A 22130-nucleotide genomic window follows, 5' to 3' on the forward strand; every position below is an offset into this window, starting at 1 on the left:
ATCTCCTTGTAGTTGTTTTGCCTTAAGGCACTTTACAAATTACTGAATATGCTAAAAAACACAAGTATTTTTAATGAAAAGTCATTTCTTTATATTACAAATACACGCGCAACTAAGTTTGTTGGCGAGTATTTGGTTATAACTTCTATTTATCTACTTTGTGACTGTGAGAGGAACTTCAATAGTCTGTGTTTGTTGCTTTCTTTGTTAATTATCACTTTTAATGTAAAGAAAAAGCCTCACGATTATGAGGCCTTTTTGTGTTTATTGTAAGTCTATGGGCGTGGACTCTTTTGCTTTACCTTGCATAATTGAAATCTCAACGCGACGATTTCTACGACGCGATTCATCATCCACATTCGGCTCAAGTGGCCGAGTGTCTGCTCGGCCAATCACCACCATGCGGCCCTTATCAAACGAAGGTGCTTTTTGCATTTCTGTTGCCACGGCAACCGCTCGTTTTGCTGATAAATCCCAGTTATTGGTATACAGCTCATTACTTACCTGAAAATCATCAGTATGACCTGATACTGTGATTTCACCTGGTACATCATTAAGTAAAACGGCAATTTCTTGAATGATTGGCTTAAATTGCGGTTGTAAAAACGCACTGCCCGATGGGAACGAGCCATTTTCACGAATACGAATAATAATTTGCTGACCTAATGATTCAAGCTCAATTGCACCATCAATAATTTGTTGCTCAAGTTGCTGCGCTATTTTCTTAAGCAGCTCATTGGTTTTTTCTTGCTGTGCTTCACTGGCGGTTTGTTTTGAGGTACTTGCCGATTCGCCACCACGACGATTTCCACGCTGTTCTTGACGCCCCCCAGCACTATCTTCTTCGCCCGCTTGAAACTCTAACATTTGCTGCGTCATCTCAACAGTTTGCTGTTGAATAGTTTCAATTGGCGTAGGATCAGGCTTACCAGGACGGAACTCCATAGCAATTACACTGGTACCTTTAGGAATGTCTTTTACTTCGATTTTGTTTTGTACACCAAATGCAAACTTCATCGAGCCAGCAATTTGCTTGAATTTCAACACATCCATTTCTGAAAACGCTAATAACAATACAAAGAAGCACATTAAAAGCGACATCAGATCAGCAAAGGTGCCCATCCACGCTGGCAATCCGGGGGGCGGGCATTTACACTCTTCTGCTTCGTCCGACATAACTTACCCCTCGGTATCTACTGCACGTTTTGATTCAGCTAGATAGTTTTTCAAAATACCTTCAATAACTTTTGGATTTTGTCCATCTTGAATACCTAAAATCGCATCTAAGATAAGTTTTTGATTTAGTTCTTCTTCATCTTTACGGTTTTCAAGTTTCGCTTGAATAGGAATGGCAATTACGTTGGCAAGGAATGCACCGTAAAGAGTAGTTAAAAGGGCTACCGCCATCGCAGGACCAATCGCTTTTGGGTCATCCATGTTTGATAACATCGCAACCAGACCAATCAAGGTACCAATCATACCCATTGCAGGCGCCACATCACCCAGTGCTTTAAATAATCCTGCACCGGCTTCATGCCTTGTGGTAGTAAGACTTATATCTTTTTGTAGTGTGGCACGCACCACATCTGCGTCGTGGCCATCTACCAACATATCAATGCCTTTACGCATAAACTGATTGGGGATTTCAGCTTCTTCGAGGGCTAAAAAGCCCCCTTTACGGGCAGCATCTGCAAGCTCTACTGATTTTTCGATTAACTCTTCTGGCGCTTCAATTTTAAACATAAAGGCTTTACCAGCCACTTTACCTATGCCAAAAAATTGCCCCATAGTGTAGTTTGAAAGCACTACGAATAATGAACCACAAAATACAATTAATACTGATGGCACATCGACAAACATGCCGATATCACCACCCATTACCATTGCCATTACAATAAAACCTATTGCACCAACAATGCCTATAACCGTTGCTAAATCCACTTTGACTCCCAGTTGTAATGCTTATAAACCAAGTTTGGGTTTTAAAATTTGAGGCTCAATATGCTTACCAAAAAGTAAGATATCGTAACTATTATAATAATTTACTTTTATTTATCGGCAAGAGATATAAAAGTATTAGTGAAATTATTTTGCCTATTTAACAAGTTAAATTGAATTAGCGAGTCAATAACCATAAAATTAGGCCTCTTTATTTTAATTGCGTGACAGGTATCCCATGGCGAGCAAAAAACCGGAGAATTTAAGCTTTGAAGAAGCCATTTCTGAACTATCTACCATAGTAAATGAAATGGAACGCGGAGATTTGCCGCTAGAAACCGCGCTAAAACATTTTGAACGTGGCATAGCATTAGCGTCAGCCTCTTCAAGTAAACTTGAACAAGCGCAGCAAAAAGTGCAAATTTTAATGGGACAGAACGACACTGCCCAACTTGTCGATTTTAACCAGTAGGCTGTCACTTGAACTCTGTTGAATCCATTATTTCTGCGTATTTACCACGTATAGAAAAAAATCTCAGCGAACTCACACCAAATACGCTAGAAAGTGACGAAAAACTCGTTGCAGCATGTCGCTATAGCTTATTAAATGGCGGTAAGCGATTACGCCCAATTTTAGTGTATTTAACCGGTGAGCTATTCGCTGCTAAAGATGAAGATTTAGATCGAATCGCCTCTGCCATTGAATGTATTCATAGTTATTCATTAGTGCATGACGATTTACCTGCAATGGATGATGATGATTTACGCCGCGGCCGTCCCACTTGTCATATTGCATTTGATGAAGCGACCGCTATTTTAGTAGGTGATGCTTTACAATGTCTTGCGTTTGAAACCATAACCGAAGCACCATTTGTGAGTACATCAGCACAGAACCAATTGAAAATTGTGCATACTTTGGCGAATGCATCTGGCTTAGTAGGCATGTGTGGCGGACAAGCACTTGATATAGCTGCAACCGATACAGTGATTTCCCTTGCACAACTGGAACGTGTTCATAAGCTAAAAACAGGGGCACTATTAAAGTCAGCAATTACTATGGGCGCACTTGCAGGTAATGCAAGTGAGATAGAAATTGCGGCGTTAGCGCGTTATGCTGAATCAATTGGCCTTGCCTTCCAAGTGCAAGATGACATTCTTGATATTGAAGGCGACACGCAGACGTTAGGCAAACCGCAAGGTTCAGACCTTGAAGCAAATAAAGCCACATACCCTGCACTACTGGGAATACAAGGCGCAAAAGAAAAAGCACACTTACTTGTGAACCAAGCAATTGATGCTTTGTCAGAAATAGACGCCGATACAGGTCGACTCAAAGCCATTGCAGAATATATAATTGCTAGAGATCACTGATCCCTAGTGCGCCAAATAACTTACAACAATAAATTGGCGACTTATTTTTAGGATAGAATTTAAAACATCATGACATTTGATAGTAGCAAGTATCCGTTATTAAGCTTAGCCAATACGCCGGAAGAACTGCGTGATATTCCGCAGCAAAACCTTGCTGAGCTCAGTAACGAACTGAGAGATTACTTACTTAATTCCGTTTCACAAAGCAGCGGCCACTTAGCATCTGGCTTAGGTACTGTTGAATTAACAGTTGCCCTGCATTATGTGTACAACACACCGTTTGACCGTTTAATTTGGGATGTTGGTCATCAGGCTTACCCACATAAAATTTTAACGGGTCGTCGTGAGCAAATGCACACCATTCGTCAAAAAGACGGCCTACACCCGTTCCCTTTCCGTGAAGAAAGCGAATACGACACGTTCAGCGTTGGTCACTCAAGCACCTCGATATCTGCGGCGCTTGGTATGGCACTTGCTGCAGAAAAAGAAGGCCAAGACCGAAAAGTTGTAGCGGTAATTGGTGATGGTGCAATGACTGCTGGTATGGCATTTGAAGCGATGAACCACGCCGGTGACTTAAACCCTGATATGCTGGTTATTTTGAACGACAATGAAATGTCGATTTCAGAAAACGTGGGCGCGCTTAACAACCACTTTGCGCGTATTCTTTCTGGTAGCTTTTATACTAATATTCGCGAAGGTGGTAAAAAGCTACTTTCAGGTATGCCACCAGTAAAAGAGCTGGCAAGTCGCATGGAAGAACACCTTAAAGGCATGGTAATTCCAGGCACTTTCTTTGAAGAGCTCGGCTTTAACTATATTGGCCCAATTGATGGCCACGACGTTGGCATGTTAACTGACACCCTTCGCAATATGCGTAACTTAAAAGGGCCTCAGCTGCTTCATGTTCGTACACAAAAAGGTAAAGGCTATAAACCTGCGGAAGCTGATCCAATTGGCTACCACGGCGTACCAAAGTTTGACCCAAGTGAAACTAGTTTACCTAAGTCAAAACCAAGTGCTCCGACTTTCTCAAAAGTATTTGGGGATTGGTTATGTGATATGGCTGCCGAAGACCCGAAATTAATGGCAATTACCCCTGCCATGCGTGAAGGTTCGGGCATGGTGCGCTTTTCAAAAGAATTTCCAAATCAGTATTACGATGCAGCAATTGCCGAGCAGCACGCTGTGACGCTTGGTGCAGGTTTAGCCTGTGAAGGGTTAACGCCTGTTGTGGCGATTTATTCGAGCTTTTTACAGCGCGGATACGATCAACTTATTCACGATGTCGCACTGCAAAACTTACCAGTGATGTTTGCAATTGACCGTGCTGGCCTTGTAGGTGCTGATGGTGAAACTCACCAAGGAGCTTACGACTTAAGCTTTATGCGCTGTATTCCAAATATGGTGATTATGGCACCAAGTGATTTAGATGAATGCCGTCAAATGCTTTACACAGGCCACCTCAATCAAGGACCAAGTGCGGTTCGCTACCCGCGTGGTAGTGCTGGCGATATTTTACCAAGTACTGAAATGACTACTCTTGAAATTGGTAAAGCCAAAGTCGTTCGTGAAGGTAAAGACACAGCTATTCTTAGTTTTGGCACCCTACTTGATGAAGCTAAGAAAGTTGCAGAAGAAATTGATGCAACGCTATTAGATATGCGCTTTATTAAACCGCTTGATGGTGATGCAATTAAGCAACTTGCAAAAACTCATGGCACACTAGTCACACTTGAAGATAATGCGCTGATGGGTGGTGCTGGCTCTGCAGTTAATGAATTTGTTATGGCTGAAAAATTATCTTTGCCAGTTCTTAACTTAGGCTTACCTGATGAGTTTATTAAACACGGTACACAACAAGAGATGCATGCAGAACTTGGCTTAGATGCCAATGGCATTGCACAAAGTATCAAAGACTACCTTTCTAAGTAGCCTATCCTATTAGAATTCAGGTTTCAGAAACTCACTGAAATCTGAAATCTGAATTCTAAATCCTGACTCTTAACCGCTTTATATTTCTGAAATATGCAGCTTAACTTGCTCTGTTTCCAGTAGCATTTCTAACTGACTAGCAATACGTTCGCTATCTTCAAATTCAAACGCATCTATGTTCTCTGAAAAACTAAAATAAGCAACACTGCCCGGGTTTTTCGCTTTAGCTTTTTGCAGCGCAATATCAGCAATTTTGATTGAGGTTTCCCAGCTAATAATTTGTCCACCCAGTAATGGTAACGGATAAAATGCCCAGCCCACAGAGCCCGTTAACTTGGTTTTACGGCCATCTGGCATAACAAACTCTCGTTCTGCAAGTTGGTGGCTAATACTGCGCGCAAACTGATGCACTGCACCTTTTTGCATGTCCCTGAGTAATATAAGAAACTCATCGCCACTCCAGCGAACAACATAGTCGGCACCAAGCACTTGCTCGGTCAGCATCGAAGCAATTTGCTGTAAGCAGTTATCACCAGCGAAAGAGCCAAACACATCATTCACATGGCTAAATTTATCTAAGTTTAAAATAAGTAACGCCATACATTTACCCTGAATTTCAAGGCTTTCGCGGTTACTTTGGAAATGTTCGATATCTTTTGGCAACTGATCAAACAAGAAGCGACGACGACTGCGAAGACCAGTCAGTTCATCTGAGTGACTGACCAGTTTTAATCGATCATTTGCTTTATTCAGCTGCTCATTCGCTGAAATAAGGGCTTGGGTACGCGTTTCAACTAAACGCTCTAGTTCTTCTTGCTTACGGCGCTCCTGAGTTCGATAAAACAGAAACACAATATACAAGGCAAGAATAAACGACATGACTACAATTAATCGAAACACCACGGTTTCATCAAAGGCTTTTGGAATGATTAAGGTTTGCGAGATAGTATCGGCGCTACTCCAATCTTGCGCTGGACGTTTTGCTTGTAACTCAAATACAAATTTACCTGCAGGTAAATTCGCATAGTTTGCTTCACGACTATTATTTGCTTCACGCCATGTACCATCAAGACCAACCAAGCGATAACGGAAATCGATATTCGATGCTGACTGATAATTAATCGCGGTATAACCAAGAGTAAGGTTTCGCTCTTGGGTTTTGAGTGTCAATGTGTCCATTTCTGGCACAGGGTAAACATGTTGCTCACCACTATTATCGGCAGTTACGGTTTCAATAATCGGCCTTATGTCACTTTCGCTAAAAAGGCGGATATTAGTTGGAATTTCAACCAACCCCGATTTACTCGGATACCATAAACTCGAATCTAGTGAAGCGATCGCCCCGAGTGCGTAACCAGAACAACATTGACTGGTTTTGCCATCAAGTTGTTTATTGTAAGGCGAAATAACTTGCTCTACTTGCAGTGAATTGGCGTTCTCTTCAAACTGTTTTATCGGCATGCGGTAAACGCCTTTACTAGTACTGACCCATAAATGTTGTAGAACATCGTCAAAATACAAACTTAAAATAGGCCCATACGGTAAACCATTTGAAACATCTAATTGACGCCAAACACGCTTATCATTGCGGTAAAAAAGACCGTTGTTTTGGGTTGCAACAAACAACTTATTTTCAACAGGCAAAATAAAACTGATATGCGATTCTGCAAGGGCGCTGCCCATTGCCAAACGTTCAATGCCACGTTCATTGAAAAAATAAGCGCCGCGTGAAGTGCCTAAATAGCCATTACCATTTTGTTCATTAATAAAGGTGATATATTTGCTGTCTAGAAACGAGTTATAAACAAACGAGCGCAGACCATTAAATGCGAGACGATACAAACCTCTATCAGTAGCAATCCACAAGCCGCCTTGCTCGGCACTTTCGATTGCAAACACCGCTGATGAGCGAAGTGCAGCTGCATCGAGTTTACGAAGCTCTTTATTATCGTAGACAAAAGCAAACGCCCACCTTGAAAATGCAAGTCATGTACCGTTAAACCACCTAATTTGGCCGCAGCAATTTCAACCGTAAACCTATCTTTGTCATCGAGATACCCTATGCCGCTGCTAGTAGCAAGCCATAGTTGATTATCTAGGCCAAACTTTAGAGTGGTGACTGGTTGATTTAATCCTTTACTATCGCGGTGACGTTTTACTTGGCTTGGACGCGCTTGCCATAAACCTTCTGTTAAGCTAGCAAGCCAGATGTTATCGTCTTGGTCACGGAAAATATCTGAGAACCAGATGGTTTGTTCAAGATCAGATGGCTCAATCCACTGCCAAATACCACTGCTATCGCGATATAACAGTCGCCCTTTGGTTGAAACCCAAAGCGACCCGTCCGAGTCATACATAAACTTATATACTGTGGCATTATTCGCATAGGGCAATGAAAAAGGTCTTAACTCTTGGTCAATATCTAAAAAGTAAGCACCCACTTCAGATGCAATAAACAAATCCCCCTCAAGCCAAGCCATATCATACAGTACCGACTGCGCTAAGCGTTGTGGTAATGAAATTCGCTCAGTGATTTCAAAGCGAATTTTACCTGTTCGGGCATTTGCTAAACTTTGCAAACGAATCAAAAAGCGATCATTAATCAGCCAAATACCATCTGGCGAGAGTGCCATTTTACGCACTTCGCCAATCAGTTTTACAAGGGCGTTGCGCTTATTACTGAAGTTATTATTGGTGTCACTGACACCTAACAATTGTGAAATTGTATTAAGTTTTTGATTGGAATATAGATAAAGGCTATTTGATGCAATCCAAATACGGCCATTGTTGTCTTGTACAATGTCCCGTACAGGGCCGTTTAAACTAAAGCGTTCAAAGCTAAGCTCACTTGGGCTAAATTTTACTAGCCCATTGTCCGTGCCAATCCAAAGGAACCCCTCATTATCTAGCAGTAAACTGTTTATTGCATTGCTAGGCAGGAAGTCACTGTTGTTAACATTGAAATTGGTAAAGCGGTTACCGTCAAAACGGCTTAAACCAAACTGAGAGCCAATCCATAAATAGCCCTGCTGGTCTTGTACAATATTTTTTAGTGATTGTGATGCAAGTCCGTGCTGTATATGCCACTGCTTAACCACATAATCATCAAGTGATGCGTAGGCAAATTTAAAGGTACTTAAAAGTACTAAGGTTAATAACAGTATTAAGCGAAACAGCACGGTTTATCTCATTATTAAATTAGCCCGTAATAAAGCACTAACTGTAAGCATACCAAGGAGAATATTCCAGCGAGAATATCGTCCACCATAATGCCAAAGCCACCTTTTACGTGTTTATCGAGCAACTTGATCGGCCAAGGTTTAACAATATCGAAAAAGCGGAATAAGATAAAGCCAACCAGCAAGGTTTGCCAAGAAATAGCCGCGCCAATCATGGTGATATAAAACCCAGCAACCTCATCCCAGACAATTGATGGGTGATCATGTACGCCAGCATCGCGACTTGCCACATCGCAAAACCAAATACCAATACCACAAATTGCTACAGCCACAATCAACTGCAACCATAAAGGCGCCGTCATTGTCATCATAATAAATGGAATTGCTGCTAATGTGCCAAACGTACCTGGCGCTTTAGGAGCCAGTCCGAGGCCAAAACCTAAAGCACAAAAATGTGAAAATTTTTTTAGATTAAATTGTGCCACGCACACTCCTACTACTTATCATTAAAGTGTTCGAAACCAGCCTGTTCAAGGGTAAAAGGTTTACCATTTAGCGTTAATTCTACACTTCCAACATGGTTTGTAATTTGACCAACACAGCTTAACTCAACGCCATATTGTTTCAATGTCATCTCAACGCTTGTTCTGTGCTCTTCCGGCACAGTGAACAGTAATTGGTACTCATCACCATAGGTCAAAGCATAATTTAGCGCATGTTCTTGTGGCAACACCGCTTTAACCGTTGCCGCTAGCGGAATGTTTTCGGCAAACAATTTAGCGCCGACACCGGACATTTGGCAGATGTGGCCGATATCAGCAATCAAACCATCGGAAATATCAATGCAACTGGTTGCTTTGCCACGAAGCATTTGCCCTGCAGCGACCTGCGGAGTCGGAAAATCAAATGCTTTATTGGCAGCATTGAATTGCTGTTCAGTCAGTGTAACTTTGCCATATTTGCTATCGATGGCAAGGCCAGCATCACCTAGTGAGCCAGTAACAAAAATCCAATCCCCATTTTTTGCACCACTTCGCGTTAACGCACAACCATTAGGCACAAAGCCTTTAGCACAAATGCTAATTGTTAATGGCCCTTGCGTTGTATCACCACCAACGATTTGTACATTGTAATATTCCGCAATTTCGTGCATTCCTTGGGTAAACTGTTCCAGCCACTGTGCTTCAGCTTTTGGTAGTGTCAATGCCACGGAAATCCAAGCTGGCTCTGCGCCCATCGCCGCAAGATCGCTTAAGTTTAAGGCAAGTGAGCGGTAACCAAGTGCTTTTGGGTCGATATCGTTAAAAAAGTGAACCCCTTCAACAAGGGTATCTGTGGTCACTGCCAATTGGCAGTTTTCTGGCACATTAATCAACGCTGCATCATCACCAATACTGAGTGAAACATCCTTGCGTGCGACACCGCGCCCTTTGAAAAAGTGAGAGATTAATTCAAATTCTTGCATGCACAAAAAAGCCGGCCTAAAGCCGGCTCTCCAATTATTTTTTTCTAAGCTGATTTTGGGTCTTGTCTAGCACCCCATTCACAAACTTATGGCTATCATCAGCAGCAAATAACTTTGCCAGCTCAATACCTTCGTTGATAGCAACTTTGTAAGGAACGTCTTCACGGAACTTAAGTTCATAACAAGATAGACGCAAAATCGCTTTTTCGATTAAATCGATGTCTTCAAAAGGACGATCTAAATGCGGCTTAACAGCCTCATCTAGCGCCTTATGATTTACCGCAACACCACGCGCTAAGTCTTTAAAGTAATCAACGTCAATTTTGCTTACATCGTTTTCAACAAGCATTTGTTGTTCGATATCTGCAACCGGATTACCGCTTACTTGCCATGAATAAATTGCTTGTAACGCCAGTTTACGGGCTTTACGTCTAGCTGCTGGTTTCATTAAGTACCCTTAAATTTGTTCTAACAGGTTAACCATTTCAAGTGCGCCAAGTGCAGCTTCGCCGCCTTTGTTGCCCATTTTGGTGCCTGCACGCTCAATGGCTTGTTCGATGTTTTCAGTTGTTAAAACACCAAACGCTACAGGAATATCATAGTCTAGCGATACACTTGCTAGGCCTTTATTTGACTCGTTAGCAACTAAGTCAAAGTGCGGTGTACCACCGCGGATAATCACACCAAGTGAAATGATTGCATCGAATTCTTTCTTTGCTGCGATGCGCTTTGCTGCTAAAGGAAGCTCTACAGCACCCGGTACATAAACAACAGTAATATCGTCATCGTTTACGTTACCAATACGCTTTAAGGTATCAACTGCACCATCAAGTAAGCTTTTACCAATGAAATCGTTAAAGCGAGAAATAACAATAGCAAACTTTTTCCCTTGAGCGTTTAATTTACCTTCAATCACTTTCATTTTATGCCCTTCTCTTTGGCTAATTCATTTATCGCGCAATCGCAAAGGCGCGGATTTTATCATACTAAATTAAATTTTTTTAGGCTTATTTTTAAGCTTATTTCGGCTCAACGTATTCAACAACTTCAAGACCAAAACCTGAAATTGCATGATACTTTTTCGGCATGCTCATTAAGCGCATTTTATGAATGCCTAAATCAGCCAAAATTTGTGAACCAACACCTACAGTACGCGAGGTACCTTGGAACTTACGCACACTTGGGCTTTCACCTTTGTCTTGCGCTTCAAACGCTTTAAATAACGCTTCTAAATCTTCTGGGTTTTCGTGTCTTGCTAAAATAACTAACACGCCTTCATTTTCGGCAATGTATTTCATCGCCCCTGAAAGCGTCCAACTTCGATCAGATGCGCGATCTGATAATAAGATATCGTTAAAGGTACTTTGTAAGTGAACACGCACTAAAGTTGCATCGTCTTCTTTAACGTCACCCTTTTTCATCGCATAGTGAAGCTCACCGTCAATGGTATCTTTGTAGGTGATTAAATCAAACTCACCATGTTCTGTAGGTAGCTTACATTCAGCAACACGTTCAATAGTGGCTTCATTTAAGTTGCGGTACTCGATTAAGTCGGCAATGGTGCCCATTTTTAAACCGTGCTCTTTAGCAAATACTTCTAAGTCTGGACGGCGCGCCATGGTGCCATCTGGATTAAGAATTTCTACAATTACTGACGATGGCTCACAACCTGCTAAACGTGCTAAATCACAACCGGCTTCAGTGTGTCCTGCGCGTGTTAAAACACCACCTGGCTGCGCCATAATTGGGAAAATATGACCTGGCTGTACAATATCTTCAGGTACAGCACCTTTTGCAACTGCCGCTTGCACTGTGCGAGCGCGATCTGCAGCTGAAATTCCCGTAGTTACACCTTTTGCCGCTTCAATCGACATCGTAAAATTAGTCGAAAACTGTGCGCCATTATTGCTTACCATCAGCGGTAAATTGAGCTGCTGACAACGCTCTTGTGTTAACGTTAAGCAAATCAAACCACGGCCGTGAGTCGCCATAAAGTTAATTGCATCGGCACTAATGTGCTCAGATGCCATAATTAGGTCGCCTTCATTTTCACGGTCTTCGTCATCCATTAGAATGACCATTTTACCTTGACGGATATCTTCAATAATTTCTGCTGCAGTGTGTAAACCCATTTTGTTACCTTTGCTTGCGACTGGTTATCGGTTCATAAAGCCAGCTTGCGCTAGAAGCTCATGAGTGAGAGTGCTTGTCGGTTTTGATTCGTGTTGTGGCATCATTAAACGCTCTAAATAGCGCGCAAGCTGATCCACTTCTAAATTCACTTTGCTACCTACTTTAAAGCCACTTATGGTGGTTTCGCCTGCGGTATGCGGCACAATAGTTAGCTTAAATTCGTTATTGTTTATTTCGTTTACAGTAAGGCTAATACCATCAATACAGACCGAACCTTTGTAAGGGATGTATTTAAGTAATTGAGATGGCGCACTGAGCCAATATTCTGTTGCGCGGGCATTTTTTTCAACGCGCGTTACAGTCGCTATGCCATCAATATGGCCCGAAACTAAATGGCCGCCTAAACGCGATTGTGGCATTAAGGCTTTTTCAAGGTTAACCGTTTGCCCAACTTGATAGTTTTCAAAGTTGGTGAGAGACAGTGTTTCTTTTGATACATCAGCAACATAACCTTGCCCGGTTAATGCAATTACGGTTAAACATACGCCGTTAGTTGCGATGCTATCACCTAATTTAACGTCGCCTAAATCCAGTTTGCCTGAGTTAATAGTAACGCGCATATCACCTGCAATCATTTCAATTGCAGCAACAGTACCGGTTGCTTCTATAATGCCTGTAAACATATTAATTTCTTTTTACCAATGCATGCAGGCAAATATCCTGCCCTACATGTTTAAGGGTTTTAATTTCAAGTTCAGGAACTTGAGACATAGCGTCAAACGCAGGTAAATTAATTAAGCTTTTGCTGGTATGCCCCATTAATTTAGGCGCCATAAATAGCACAAGTTCGTCCACTAAATTCGCTTCAAACATTTTGCCTGCAAGTGTCGCACCTGCTTCTAGCAACACTAAGTTAATACCACGCTCAGCTAGCATTGCCATTAATGCGGGTAAATCAACTTTGCTATTGTTATCTTTCACCACAACTTGTTCAACAAAATGCGGCCAAGAGTGTGAATTATCAAGTGTTGTACGTGCAATAATTATTTTAGATTGTTGCTGAAATAACGCGAGGTCGGGTGTTAAGCGATTTTGCGAATCAATAATCACGCGTATTGGCTGGCGAGTACTGTGTTTTGCATCAGGCTCATCGAGTTCATCAAAGCGCACATTTAATTTCGCGTTATCAATAATCACAGTATCGGCACCCGAGAGCACCGCACAGCTTTCAGCGCGAAGTGCTTGCACAACACGACGAGACTCACTGGAAGTGATCCACTTACTTTCGCCATTATGCAAAGCAGTTTTGCCATCTAAGCTGGCTGCAAGCTTACAGCGCACATACGGCAAGTTGGTACGCATGCGTTTTAAAAAGCCTAAATTGAGTGCATCAGCTTCATTAGTTAGTAATCCAAAGTCGGTTTCGATTCCGGCATCTTCGAGCATCTTTAAACCGCGACCTGCGACTTCTGGGTTTGGATCAACCATGGCAGCAACTACTCGGCCAACGCCTGCGTTAATTAGGCCTTCAGCACATGGCGGTGTACGACCATAGTGCGAACACGGCTCAAGCGTAACATAAGCAGTTGCGCCTTTGGCGTTATCGCCAGCCATTTTAAGCGCATGCACCTCAGCATGAGGACCACCAGCTTGAATATGGAAGCCTTCACCTATAATTTGGTTATCTTTAACTAGAACACAACCCACATTAGGGTTTGGTGTTGTGGTAAAACGACCTTGCTTGGCCAGTTCGATAGCACGTGACATAAAAAAATGGTCACGTTCAGAAAAACGACTATCCAACATTTATTTATTCACCCAAACGCGCAATTTCTTCGCCAAACTCTTTAATATCTTCAAATGAGCGATATACGGAAGCAAAGCGCACATAGGCTACTTTATCGAGTTTTTTCAGCGCTTCCATAATAAATTCCCCCACTGTTTTACTGGCTACTTCACGCTCACCGGTAGCGCGTAGTTGTGATTTTATTTGATGCACTACTTCTTCGACTTGCTCAGTGCTAACTGGACGTTTTTCGAGTGCACGGCGTAACCCATTGCGAAGTTTGTCTTCATTAAAGGGCTCGCGGCTGCCATCTTGCTTAATTACATGGGGCATCACCAGTTCTGCGCCCTCAAAAGTGGTAAAACGTTCATGGCATTCATTGCATTCGCGACGACGACGCACCTGATGACCACCACCAACTAAACGTGAGTCTATTACCTTAGTGTCATTAGCTGTACAAAATGGACAATGCATAAACTTCCTCGAAATAAAAAAGGCCGCAAAAAAGCGGCCTTATCATAACATGTTAACTATGAGAAAACATTATGCGTAAACAGGGTGTTTCGCACAAATTGCTTTAACTTTCTCACGAACTTCGTCTTGTACTTTAGTATCTTCGATGTTGTCTAGTACATCACAGATCCAGCCTGTTAACTCTTTTGCTTCAGCTTCTTTGAAGCCACGACGCGTGATAGCAGGTGAACCAATACGTAGACCTGACGTTACGAATGGTGAACGTGGGTCGTTAGGTACTGAGTTTTTGTTAACTGTAATGTAAGCGTTACCTAGTGCCGCGTCAGCATCTTTACCTGTGATATCTTTGTTGATTAGATCAAGTAAGAATAGGTGGTTGTCTGTTTTACCAGAAACAACGTCATAGCCACGTGCTTTGAAGACTTCAACCATCGCTTGTGCGTTCTTAACAACTTGTGTTTGGTATGCTTTGAACTCAGGCTCTAGTGCTTCTTTAAATGCAACCGCTTTAGCAGCGATAACGTGACATAGAGGACCACCTTGGCCACCTGGGAATACCGCAGAGTTTAACTTTTTGTAAATCTCTTCGTCGCCACAGTTAGACACGATTAGACCACCACGAGGACCCGCTAATGTTTTGTGCGTAGTTGTCGTAACAACGTGTGCAAATGGTACTGGACTTGGGTAAACGCCAGCAGCAACAAGACCTGCAACGTGTGCCATATCAACTAGTAGGTAAGCACCTACTTTGTCAGCGATTTCACGGAACTTAGCCCAATCAACAATACCTGAGTATGCTGAGAAGCCACCGATGATCATTTTTGGTTTGTGCTCTAGTGCTAGCGCTTCAACTTGTGCGTAGTCGATTTCGCCTGTTTCTTCATTTAGGCCGTACTGAACAGCGTTGTACGTTTTACCAGAGAAGTTTACGTGTGAACCGTGAGTTAGGTGACCGCCGTGTGCAAGGCTCATACCTAAAACTGTGTCGCCCGGCTGAAGTAACGCTTGGAATACAGCTGCGTTAGCTTGCGAACCTGCGTGTGGTTGTACGTTTGCGTAGTCAGTACCAAATAGTTCGTTTGCGCGATCAATTGCTAATTGCTCAACAACATCAACGTGCTCACAACCACCATAGTAACGCTTGTAAGGGTAACCTTCCGCGTATTTGTTAGTTAACTGAGAACCCTGTGCTTCAAGTACACGCGGGCTGCAGTAGTTTTCAGACGCGATAAGTTCGATGTGCTCTTCTTGACGCTGCTTTTCTTTTTCCATTGCGCCAAATAGTTCTGGATCAAAATCCGAGATATTCATGCTACGTTCTAACATGGTTACTCCTAAATAGAAGATGGTTGTGGGATAAAGGGCGTATTGTACGCTTAAAAAGCGCCCTTGCCTACTTTGTCTGTGTGAAGTTATTTAAACAGGGATTGAAAATTTTTCACAGTGTATTTTTAATGATATTTTTAAATCGATTGATTTAAAAATGAAATACACCGTAAAAACTAGATAAAATAATTTTATGTAACTACCAGTGTTTGCCCAACGAGATAAAAAAAGTACTTTCATTGTTATCTGTTACACCAAAACCGACAGCTGCGGGCCCAAATCGGGTATCGGTGCCAACAAACAAACTACTGGCAAAGATTAAATCTTCTAAATCGATATCCTGTTGCACTTGCCACACATTTCCCGCTTCTGCGCTGATGCCTAAATAGAGTGGCATACTTGTCATATTTAACATATCGCGTCCAAGATCATACTGGTAAATGGCCGCCGCAAATGCCTTTTTCGGACCAATCAATACATTTTTGCCGTAACCAGATAAGTTTAAGAAGCCGCCCAGCTGCTCTGTATTCGCCGTAAATGCAGCGTCAGAGTCGTATTCGGCATAAGAAGCAGTGCCAACAAAAGCATGATGCCGAAGGGAAAAAGCACCTCGCCAATCTATTTTAAACTTTGTACTCATGCGATTATCCGCAGGATCAAGTACATCATCATAGGCTTCTTTTGCTCTTGCAAAATAAATACGTAAACGATTCCCTTTGGTTGGAAAGCTTATACTGTCTAAATTATCAAACATTAATGTGCTGTAAAAAGCGCTCTGATCATAATCAAACTTCTCATTTACAATGGATTTCTGTTCAAGCGTACCATTATCTTTTAAAACACCCGCTTCCAAGCGCCAGTAGTTATTGAAGTTATAACCAAAGGCAGCAATGCCTGTAAGGTAATTTTTATCAAGATCAAAGTATGCTTGTGTAACCGTTTGTAAGGTATAGCGATTTCGAATGAAGCCAAGGCGTGTGCGAGCATAAAAATCATCTTCAGCATTAAGCGGTTGATATAATTCAGTTGCAAGATATTCCTCGAAGCCGAGAGATAATTCTGTGCGCCATTCCCCGCCATATTCATTAAGCGCCGAGCGTGTATAGGCCATGTCCAAAGATAACACTGAGTTTACCGTAACATCACTTTGGTAATTAGCGCCAAAATCGATGTAATTAGGGCCCCACGACTTCCCCACCGTTTTAAGCACTAAAACCCGCCCCTGTTCGGTGTCTTTAAATTCAGTTTCAACACGTTCAAACTCATCCAGTGCGTAGACACGATTCACTGCTAATTGAATATCATGTTCGGAGGGGGAATCGCCCGGTTTTAATGCAAAGTGCTGCAAAATAATTTTATTATTTATTGCTGATTGATTATCTAGAGAAATTGCTAAAATTGCGTTTTTTAAAGGTTTAAACCAGTTTTCACTGCGCTGTTGTTTGGTATTTAAATAGGCCTCGAACTCGACTTGCGGCACCCCTAGAGCCGCAATTTTATCTTGTACACGCTCTGCAGCAAGGCGGCCTCGAGTAAAGGATTCTGGTAAATCAGCCCAATCTGTCGTGCTTAAATCATCTATATCTGGTCGAATGTAAATATCGTGTTCAGTAAGTTGGCGTTTTTGCCATTGGGTCGATGCATTTGTCAGTATGGTTGACAATTGACCGAGCACTTCCACCGTCGAGGTAAATTGATTGCTTGAAGCTAAAGACGCACCGATATCCACCACAATAACAATATCCGCCCCCATACTTTTGACCACATCAATCGGTAGGTTATTGGCAATCCCGCCATCGACCAATAAGCGGCCATCAATTTCAGTTGGTTGAACGGCACCTGGTACAGATGCCGATGCTTGCATCGCTTTAACAATGCTGCCTGAACTGAGGATAACAGCTTCACTGGTGCTTAAATCCGTAGCTATTGCGCGATATGGAATCGCCAACTGGTCAAAGTCATCAAACAAATGCACTGTACGCGTGGAATTACGCAGTAATCGGCCCATACTCTGCCCAACCAAAAACCCTTTGGATGATTTAATTGCGCCTTCGCGTATGCCTAAATTAAGCTGTAAATTATAAGTATCTCTTAATTCTTTATCACGGTAACGAAGGTCTTGGCGAGGGATGTCATCGGAATAACCCTGATCCCAATCTTCGTTGAGCATAAAGGCTTCTATTTCATCTGCTGAGTACCCAAGGGCATACATGCCACCGACATACGCGCCAATACTGGTGCCTGCAATATAGTCAATCTTTACATTATTTTGCTCTAATACTTTAAGCACGCCGATATGGGCACCACCTTTGGCACCACCACCGCCAAGCACTAACCCTATTTTAGGTTGCGTTTTAGCAAGCACTGGTAGGCTAACAATCAAAAAGAAAATCAACAGTACAACGGGCATTTTGCGAATGGCTAACATGGTTAAGCAATTTCTATAATTTTTTTAATACCTTACCTTAACTGAATAGAATGTCATTTTAAATACGTCACGACATTGAATGCCCCCATATATCGCACTACAATATGCAGCAATTATATTATTCAAAATACTATAGGATTATTCATGCCTTTACCGGATAAGTTTATCTACACGATGCACCGTGTTAGTAAAGTAGTACCGCCAAAGCGTACTATTTTAAAAGATATTTCGCTTTCATTTTTCCCTGGCGCAAAAATTGGTGTGCTTGGTTTAAACGGTGCAGGTAAATCTACCTTGCTGCGCATTATGGCCGGTGTTGATACTGAGTTTGAAGGTGAAGCACGCGCATTCCCTGATACCAAAATTGGCTACTTACCTCAGGAGCCAGTATTAGACGAAAATAAAACTGTTCGCGAAACAGTTGAAGAAGCACTTTCGGAAGTGACAAATGCCCTTGCACGTTTAGATGAAGTTTACGCTGAATACGCAATGGACGGTGCAGATTTTGACGCATTGGCAAAAGAGCAAGGTGAACTTGAAGCAATTATTCAAGCACACGATGGTCACAACCTAGATAATGCCCTAGAGCGTGCAGCCGATGCCCTTCGTTTACCAGAATGGGATACGCCGATTAAAGTACTTTCAGGTGGTGAGCGTCGCCGTGTAGCAATTTGTCGCTTATTACTTGAAAAGCCAGACATGCTTCTACTCGACGAACCAACTAACCACTTAGACGCCGAGTCAGTTGCATGGTTAGAACGTTTCTTACACGATTACGAAGGCACTGTTGTGGCGATTACCCACGACCGTTATTTCCTAGATAACGTTGCCGGTTGGATTTTAGAGCTAGACCGCGGTGAAGGTATTCCTTGGGAAGGTAACTACTCATCATGGCTTGAGCAAAAAGATGCGCGTTTGAAGCAAGAAGAAAAAGCGGAAAAAGCACGTCAGAAATCAATTGCACAAGAGCTTGAGTGGGTTCGTTCAAATCCAAAAGGCCGTCAGGCTAAATCAAAAGCGCGTATGGCACAATTCTCAGAGCTACAGCAGTCTGATTATCAAAAGCGTAACGAAACTAACGAGCTATTTATTCCACCAGGTCCTCGCCTAGGTGACAAAGTACTTGAAGTAAGTAACATCAAAAAAGGCTACGGTGACCGTGTACTGATTGATGATTTAAGCTTCTCAGTACCAAAAGGCGCTATCGTTGGTATTATCGGTGCTAACGGTGCAGGTAAATCAACGTTATTCCGTATGCTTAGCGGTCAAGAAACGCCAGATGCAGGTAACTTTGAACTTGGTGAAACGGTTCAGCTTGCAACGGTTGATCAGTTCCGTGATGACTTAGATGGTTCAAAAACAGTATTCCAAGAACTCTCTGAAGGCCAAGATGTACTGAAAATTGGTAACTTTGAAATTCCAAGCCGTGCTTATGTATCGCGCTTTAACTTTAAAGGTAACGACCAGCAGAAATACGTTAAAGACTTATCAGGTGGTGAGCGTAACCGTCTTCATTTAGCTAAGCTTCTAAAAGCTGGCGGCAACATGATCTTACTCGATGAGCCTACCAATGACCTCGACGTTGAAACACTACGTGCCCTTGAGAATGCCATTTTAGAATTCCCAGGCTGTGTAATGTGTATCTCGCACGACCGTTGGTTCCTTGACCGTATTGCTACGCATATTCTTGATTACCGTGATGAAGGTCAAGTTAACTTCTTCGAAGGTAACTACACAGAGTACGAAGCATGGCTTAAGAAAACGCTTGGCGCAGAAGCCGCGCAACCTAAGCGTATTAAGTACAAGAAAATCGGTTAACAGGTTTTCAAAAATACAAAAAAGCCCGCACATTTGCGGGCTTTTTTAATCCGTTTAATGCTAACGTTTTAATACTGCTTCAGGCTGATTGAGTAGCTTAATCAGCGGATTGTCAGCAAGTACTTTCTCTTTTAAGAAATAACCGATAATTAAGCCCACAACAAATCCACCAATGTGCGCGCCATAATCAACACCGTCTTGTAGCGCAACTAAGCCAAAAATATTTATCGCAATCCAAATCGCAAAGAACCAAACCGCACTTAGTTTTTTCTGATAAATAATAAACATAAAGGTCAGGCTAGCGTGTCTAAACCACATTAAATACATACCGAATAAACCAGCGATTGCACCACTTGCACCAACCGATGGAATATTTGGATTTTGTGATAAAAGCAAACTAAATAATGAAGCGCCTAAGCCACATATAAGGTAATAAGCAAGGTACTTTTTATGGCCCAACGCATCTTCTAAGTTGTCGCCAATGATATAGAGAAAATACATATTCCCTACTAAATGCATTACCGAGCCATGCAAAAACACACAGGTCAATAATGTCCATACTTCTTGCCCATTCACCACATCTTTAGGGGTAAGTGCCAACGTTTCAATAACAAAGTTAAAGCTTTCGATATTAAAGAAATAAGCACAAAAAATGATGATATTAAGCGCGATTAACGACCAATTAACCCAAGGTTTTGATTTTGTTTTTAAGTTATATTCCACAGGCATTTGTGTTAAAAACTGAAACAAATAGGTTTTCCAAGACACTTTTTTATTCAGTTCATCTAACGCGCTACGCAGTTCAGGACTATTTTCAACCGAAGTTAGCTCGTCTTTATCAATCCAACTGCCATCACATTTGCGGCAAACATCAAGCTCGGTTTCATAATCTTTTAATAAATGCACCGCTTCTAAGTGCTCACCACAATCAGGGCAATTTAACTCTGTTTTGCCAAGTGGTTCACCAAAATGATGGCTATAGCACTCACCAATCGGACCGTCATTAATCTCATCAATCATGCGGTTAACTTGGTTTTTCTCAAACCATAATCCACCACATTGGCGACACACATCGATTTCTTCACCGCAATAATGTGTCACTTCTAACGCCACATTAATACATTTAGGACAACGTTTGGTCATGGCTAATTACTCTCCTTTTAATACGCCAATTTGAATATCTTCTTTTGCAAGTAACCGCTTGAGTTCTTCCGCGCTGTTTTTGAGATTTAATAACGGACCGTTTTTAAAGTATTCCGTTTGTTCTAATAATAATTTTGAAGCGTGACGAGAACTGATTGCCCATCGGCCAACCTGATCAATAGTTCGATCTGCTTTGCTATAAAAGCGGCGCACTTCCGATAAAATTTCACTCGGTGTTTCAAGTGTCGTTGGATTGTATTTCATTGTTTGCCAGACATATTTCTCTAGCATTGGCCGCTGCTCTTGAATCACTGTTTTGGGGGGGCTTTTGGCAAGAATAACGGCGTATGCTTCTAATTCTTTAACCGCATCATCTAACTCATCATATAACGACATGCGAAGATAATAGTTGTCTTCCATTTTACTTAGCGTATCGAATTTTAGCGCTTGCTCTAAACCGCTTTGCGCAGCCAAAAACACCCCAACAATGGTTGATACAATCATAAATATTTGATTTAACCAAAAGCCGGTTTTTTTTAATTCACCGTGGTCAATCTTTTGTTTTTCAATACATTCAGAAACTTGCTCAGGCATGAATTTTCCCTTTTAAAATTAATTCCCTATTTTGAGCCCGCTATTAAAACATATCAGCATGAAAATATTTAATATTTTTTGTTAATCGGCTATGCTTTAATGATAACGATAAGGAGCGTACCTAATGCAAGAAAGACGACAGTTTAACCGTATTATTTATCGCACCCCTGCCACCTTAACTTTTCAAGGTGTTGAGTACAGTGCCGAGCTTTTGGACCTTTCACTAAAAGGTGCACTGATTAAAAAGCCTGAAAACTGGCCTACGGCGTGTGATCTTGCTAAAAGTGCAACGCTATCGTTTCAGCTATCAAACAGCGATATCATTATTGAGATGATGGTTTCACTTGCGCATGTTGAAAACACACAACTGGGGCTTCGCTGTGAACAAATTGAAATCGACAGTGTGACCCACTTAAAACGCCTTATCGAATTAAACATGGGTGATGAAGAAGAGCTTTATCGCGAGCTTGAACATTTATCTGTGCTACAAGACTAACCTGCCTAAGTATGCGTAAAACATTAACTTAAAACTCGCATACT

21 protein-coding genes are annotated in these 22130 nt (G+C 41.9%); 5 read left to right on the top strand and 16 right to left on the bottom strand.

The features are described 5' to 3' along the window. Positions 1–264: 264 nt before the first annotated feature. Together ON073_RS14250 and pomA are read right to left on the bottom strand one after the other, a co-directional pair. Positions 265–1176: a flagellar motor protein MotB gene (locus tag ON073_RS14250; RefSeq protein WP_274762541.1), complete on the bottom strand. Its 912-nt coding sequence runs from the start codon at positions 1174–1176 to the stop codon at positions 265–267. Positions 1177–1179: 3 nt separating this feature from the next. Beyond that, positions 1180–1941, bottom strand: a complete 762-nt coding sequence (gene pomA / locus ON073_RS14255) for a flagellar motor protein PomA (protein ID WP_274762542.1) — start codon at positions 1939–1941, stop codon at positions 1180–1182. 235 nt (positions 1942–2176) lie between these two features. Here pomA and xseB point away from each other — a divergent pair, with 235 nt between their 5' ends. The 3 genes from xseB (at position 2177) to dxs (ending at position 5244) form a co-directional block, all read left to right on the top strand. Then, positions 2177–2410: an exodeoxyribonuclease VII small subunit gene (gene xseB / locus ON073_RS14260; RefSeq protein WP_274762543.1), complete on the top strand. Its 234-nt coding sequence runs from the start codon at positions 2177–2179 to the stop codon at positions 2408–2410. A 26-nt stretch (positions 2411–2436) separates the two neighbouring features. Next, positions 2437–3309, top strand: a complete 873-nt coding sequence (gene ispA, locus ON073_RS14265; protein ID WP_274762564.1) for a (2E,6E)-farnesyl diphosphate synthase — start codon at positions 2437–2439, stop codon at positions 3307–3309. A 69-nt stretch (positions 3310–3378) separates the two neighbouring features. Continuing rightward, entirely contained in the window at positions 3379–5244 is a 1866-nt protein-coding gene (dxs, locus tag ON073_RS14270; protein WP_274762544.1) for a 1-deoxy-D-xylulose-5-phosphate synthase, read from the top strand. 78 nt (positions 5245–5322) lie between these two features. Here dxs and ON073_RS20605 read toward each other — a convergent pair whose 3' ends face one another. From ON073_RS20605 to ON073_RS14325, 12 genes are all read right to left on the bottom strand, one after another. Next, positions 5323–7143: a diguanylate cyclase domain-containing protein gene (locus tag ON073_RS20605; RefSeq protein WP_446728534.1), complete on the bottom strand. Its 1821-nt coding sequence runs from the start codon at positions 7141–7143 to the stop codon at positions 5323–5325. After that, positions 7032–8423: a ligand-binding sensor domain-containing protein gene (locus tag ON073_RS20610; RefSeq protein ID WP_446728535.1), complete on the bottom strand. Its 1392-nt coding sequence runs from the start codon at positions 8421–8423 to the stop codon at positions 7032–7034. The genes ON073_RS20605 and ON073_RS20610 overlap by 112 nt, the downstream gene beginning before the upstream one ends. A gap of 14 nt (positions 8424–8437) precedes the next feature. Next, complete coding sequence (locus tag ON073_RS14280) at positions 8438–8908, bottom strand: phosphatidylglycerophosphatase A family protein (protein WP_274762545.1); 471 nt, start codon at positions 8906–8908, stop codon at positions 8438–8440. An 11-nt stretch (positions 8909–8919) separates the two neighbouring features. After that, positions 8920–9888, bottom strand: coding sequence for a thiamine-phosphate kinase (gene thiL / locus ON073_RS14285; protein ID WP_274762546.1), 969 nt, complete (start codon positions 9886–9888; stop codon positions 8920–8922). A gap of 34 nt (positions 9889–9922) precedes the next feature. Further along, positions 9923–10336, bottom strand: a complete 414-nt coding sequence (nusB, locus tag ON073_RS14290) for a transcription antitermination factor NusB (RefSeq protein WP_038642461.1) — start codon at positions 10334–10336, stop codon at positions 9923–9925. A 9-nt stretch (positions 10337–10345) separates the two neighbouring features. Next, complete coding sequence (gene ribH / locus ON073_RS14295; RefSeq protein WP_274762547.1) at positions 10346–10810, bottom strand: 6,7-dimethyl-8-ribityllumazine synthase; 465 nt, start codon at positions 10808–10810, stop codon at positions 10346–10348. Between the two features lie 97 nt (positions 10811–10907). After that, entirely contained in the window at positions 10908–12020 is a 1113-nt protein-coding gene (ribBA, locus tag ON073_RS14300; protein WP_274762548.1) for a bifunctional 3,4-dihydroxy-2-butanone-4-phosphate synthase/GTP cyclohydrolase II, read from the bottom strand. A gap of 24 nt (positions 12021–12044) precedes the next feature. Next, positions 12045–12704, bottom strand: a complete 660-nt coding sequence (locus ON073_RS14305) for a riboflavin synthase (RefSeq protein ID WP_274762549.1) — start codon at positions 12702–12704, stop codon at positions 12045–12047. A gap of 1 nt (position 12705) precedes the next feature. Further along, complete coding sequence (gene ribD, locus ON073_RS14310; RefSeq protein WP_274762550.1) at positions 12706–13827, bottom strand: bifunctional diaminohydroxyphosphoribosylaminopyrimidine deaminase/5-amino-6-(5-phosphoribosylamino)uracil reductase RibD; 1122 nt, start codon at positions 13825–13827, stop codon at positions 12706–12708. Positions 13828–13831: 4 nt separating this feature from the next. Then, entirely contained in the window at positions 13832–14281 is a 450-nt protein-coding gene (gene nrdR, locus ON073_RS14315; protein WP_038642469.1) for a transcriptional regulator NrdR, read from the bottom strand. Between the two features lie 69 nt (positions 14282–14350). Then, positions 14351–15607, bottom strand: coding sequence for a serine hydroxymethyltransferase (gene glyA / locus ON073_RS14320; protein WP_010561692.1), 1257 nt, complete (start codon positions 15605–15607; stop codon positions 14351–14353). A 199-nt stretch (positions 15608–15806) separates the two neighbouring features. Continuing rightward, complete coding sequence (locus ON073_RS14325) at positions 15807–18035, bottom strand: patatin-like phospholipase family protein (protein ID WP_274762551.1); 2229 nt, start codon at positions 18033–18035, stop codon at positions 15807–15809. A 144-nt stretch (positions 18036–18179) separates the two neighbouring features. Here ON073_RS14325 and ettA point away from each other — a divergent pair, with 144 nt between their 5' ends. Further along, entirely contained in the window at positions 18180–19853 is a 1674-nt protein-coding gene (gene ettA / locus ON073_RS14330) for an energy-dependent translational throttle protein EttA (protein WP_274762553.1), read from the top strand. 60 nt (positions 19854–19913) lie between these two features. Here the strand turns inward: ettA and ON073_RS14335 are convergent, their stop codons facing one another. Both ON073_RS14335 and ON073_RS14340 read right to left on the bottom strand, forming a co-directional pair. Beyond that, positions 19914–20996, bottom strand: a complete 1083-nt coding sequence (locus tag ON073_RS14335) for a rhomboid family intramembrane serine protease (protein WP_274762554.1) — start codon at positions 20994–20996, stop codon at positions 19914–19916. Between the two features lie 6 nt (positions 20997–21002). After that, positions 21003–21590, bottom strand: a complete 588-nt coding sequence (locus tag ON073_RS14340; protein WP_274762556.1) for a hypothetical protein — start codon at positions 21588–21590, stop codon at positions 21003–21005. Positions 21591–21714: 124 nt separating this feature from the next. Between ON073_RS14340 and ON073_RS14345 the strand changes: the two genes are divergently transcribed. Then, positions 21715–22086, top strand: coding sequence for a PilZ domain-containing protein (locus ON073_RS14345; RefSeq protein ID WP_274762558.1), 372 nt, complete (start codon positions 21715–21717; stop codon positions 22084–22086). Positions 22087–22130 lie beyond the last annotated feature (44 nt).

It is taken from the genome of Pseudoalteromonas sp. G4, from assembly GCF_028875915.1.
GTDB lineage: Bacteria > Pseudomonadota > Gammaproteobacteria > Enterobacterales > Alteromonadaceae > Pseudoalteromonas.

Bases quoted from the DNA above. Each gene is read 5' to 3' on its own strand.
- glyA (WP_010561692.1), bottom strand. From the start codon at position 15,607: ATGTTAGAACGTAGCATGAATATCTCGGATTTTGATCCAGAACTATTT.
- ON073_RS14325 (WP_274762551.1), bottom strand. From the start codon at position 18,035: ATGTTAGCCATTCGCAAAATGCCCGTTGTACTGTTGATTTTCTTTTTG.
- ribD (WP_274762550.1), bottom strand. From the start codon at position 13,827: ATGTTGGATAGTCGTTTTTCTGAACGTGACCATTTTTTTATGTCACGT.
- ettA (WP_274762553.1), top strand. From the start codon at position 18,180: ATGCCTTTACCGGATAAGTTTATCTACACGATGCACCGTGTTAGTAAA.
- xseB (WP_274762543.1), top strand. From the start codon at position 2,177: ATGGCGAGCAAAAAACCGGAGAATTTAAGCTTTGAAGAAGCCATTTCT.
- nusB (WP_038642461.1), bottom strand. From the start codon at position 10,336: ATGAAACCAGCAGCTAGACGTAAAGCCCGTAAACTGGCGTTACAAGCA.
- ON073_RS14305 (WP_274762549.1), bottom strand. From the start codon at position 12,704: ATGTTTACAGGCATTATAGAAGCAACCGGTACTGTTGCTGCAATTGAA.
- thiL (WP_274762546.1), bottom strand. From the start codon at position 9,888: ATGCAAGAATTTGAATTAATCTCTCACTTTTTCAAAGGGCGCGGTGTC.
- ON073_RS14250 (WP_274762541.1), bottom strand. From the start codon at position 1,176: ATGTCGGACGAAGCAGAAGAGTGTAAATGCCCGCCCCCCGGATTGCCA.
- ON073_RS14340 (WP_274762556.1), bottom strand. From the start codon at position 21,590: ATGCCTGAGCAAGTTTCTGAATGTATTGAAAAACAAAAGATTGACCAC.
- ribBA (WP_274762548.1), bottom strand. From the start codon at position 12,020: ATGGGTTTACACACTGCAGCAGAAATTATTGAAGATATCCGTCAAGGT.
- ON073_RS14345 (WP_274762558.1), top strand. From the start codon at position 21,715: ATGCAAGAAAGACGACAGTTTAACCGTATTATTTATCGCACCCCTGCC.
- nrdR (WP_038642469.1), bottom strand. From the start codon at position 14,281: ATGCATTGTCCATTTTGTACAGCTAATGACACTAAGGTAATAGACTCA.
- dxs (WP_274762544.1), top strand. From the start codon at position 3,379: ATGACATTTGATAGTAGCAAGTATCCGTTATTAAGCTTAGCCAATACG.
- ribH (WP_274762547.1), bottom strand. From the start codon at position 10,810: ATGAAAGTGATTGAAGGTAAATTAAACGCTCAAGGGAAAAAGTTTGCT.
- ON073_RS14335 (WP_274762554.1), bottom strand. From the start codon at position 20,996: ATGACCAAACGTTGTCCTAAATGTATTAATGTGGCGTTAGAAGTGACA.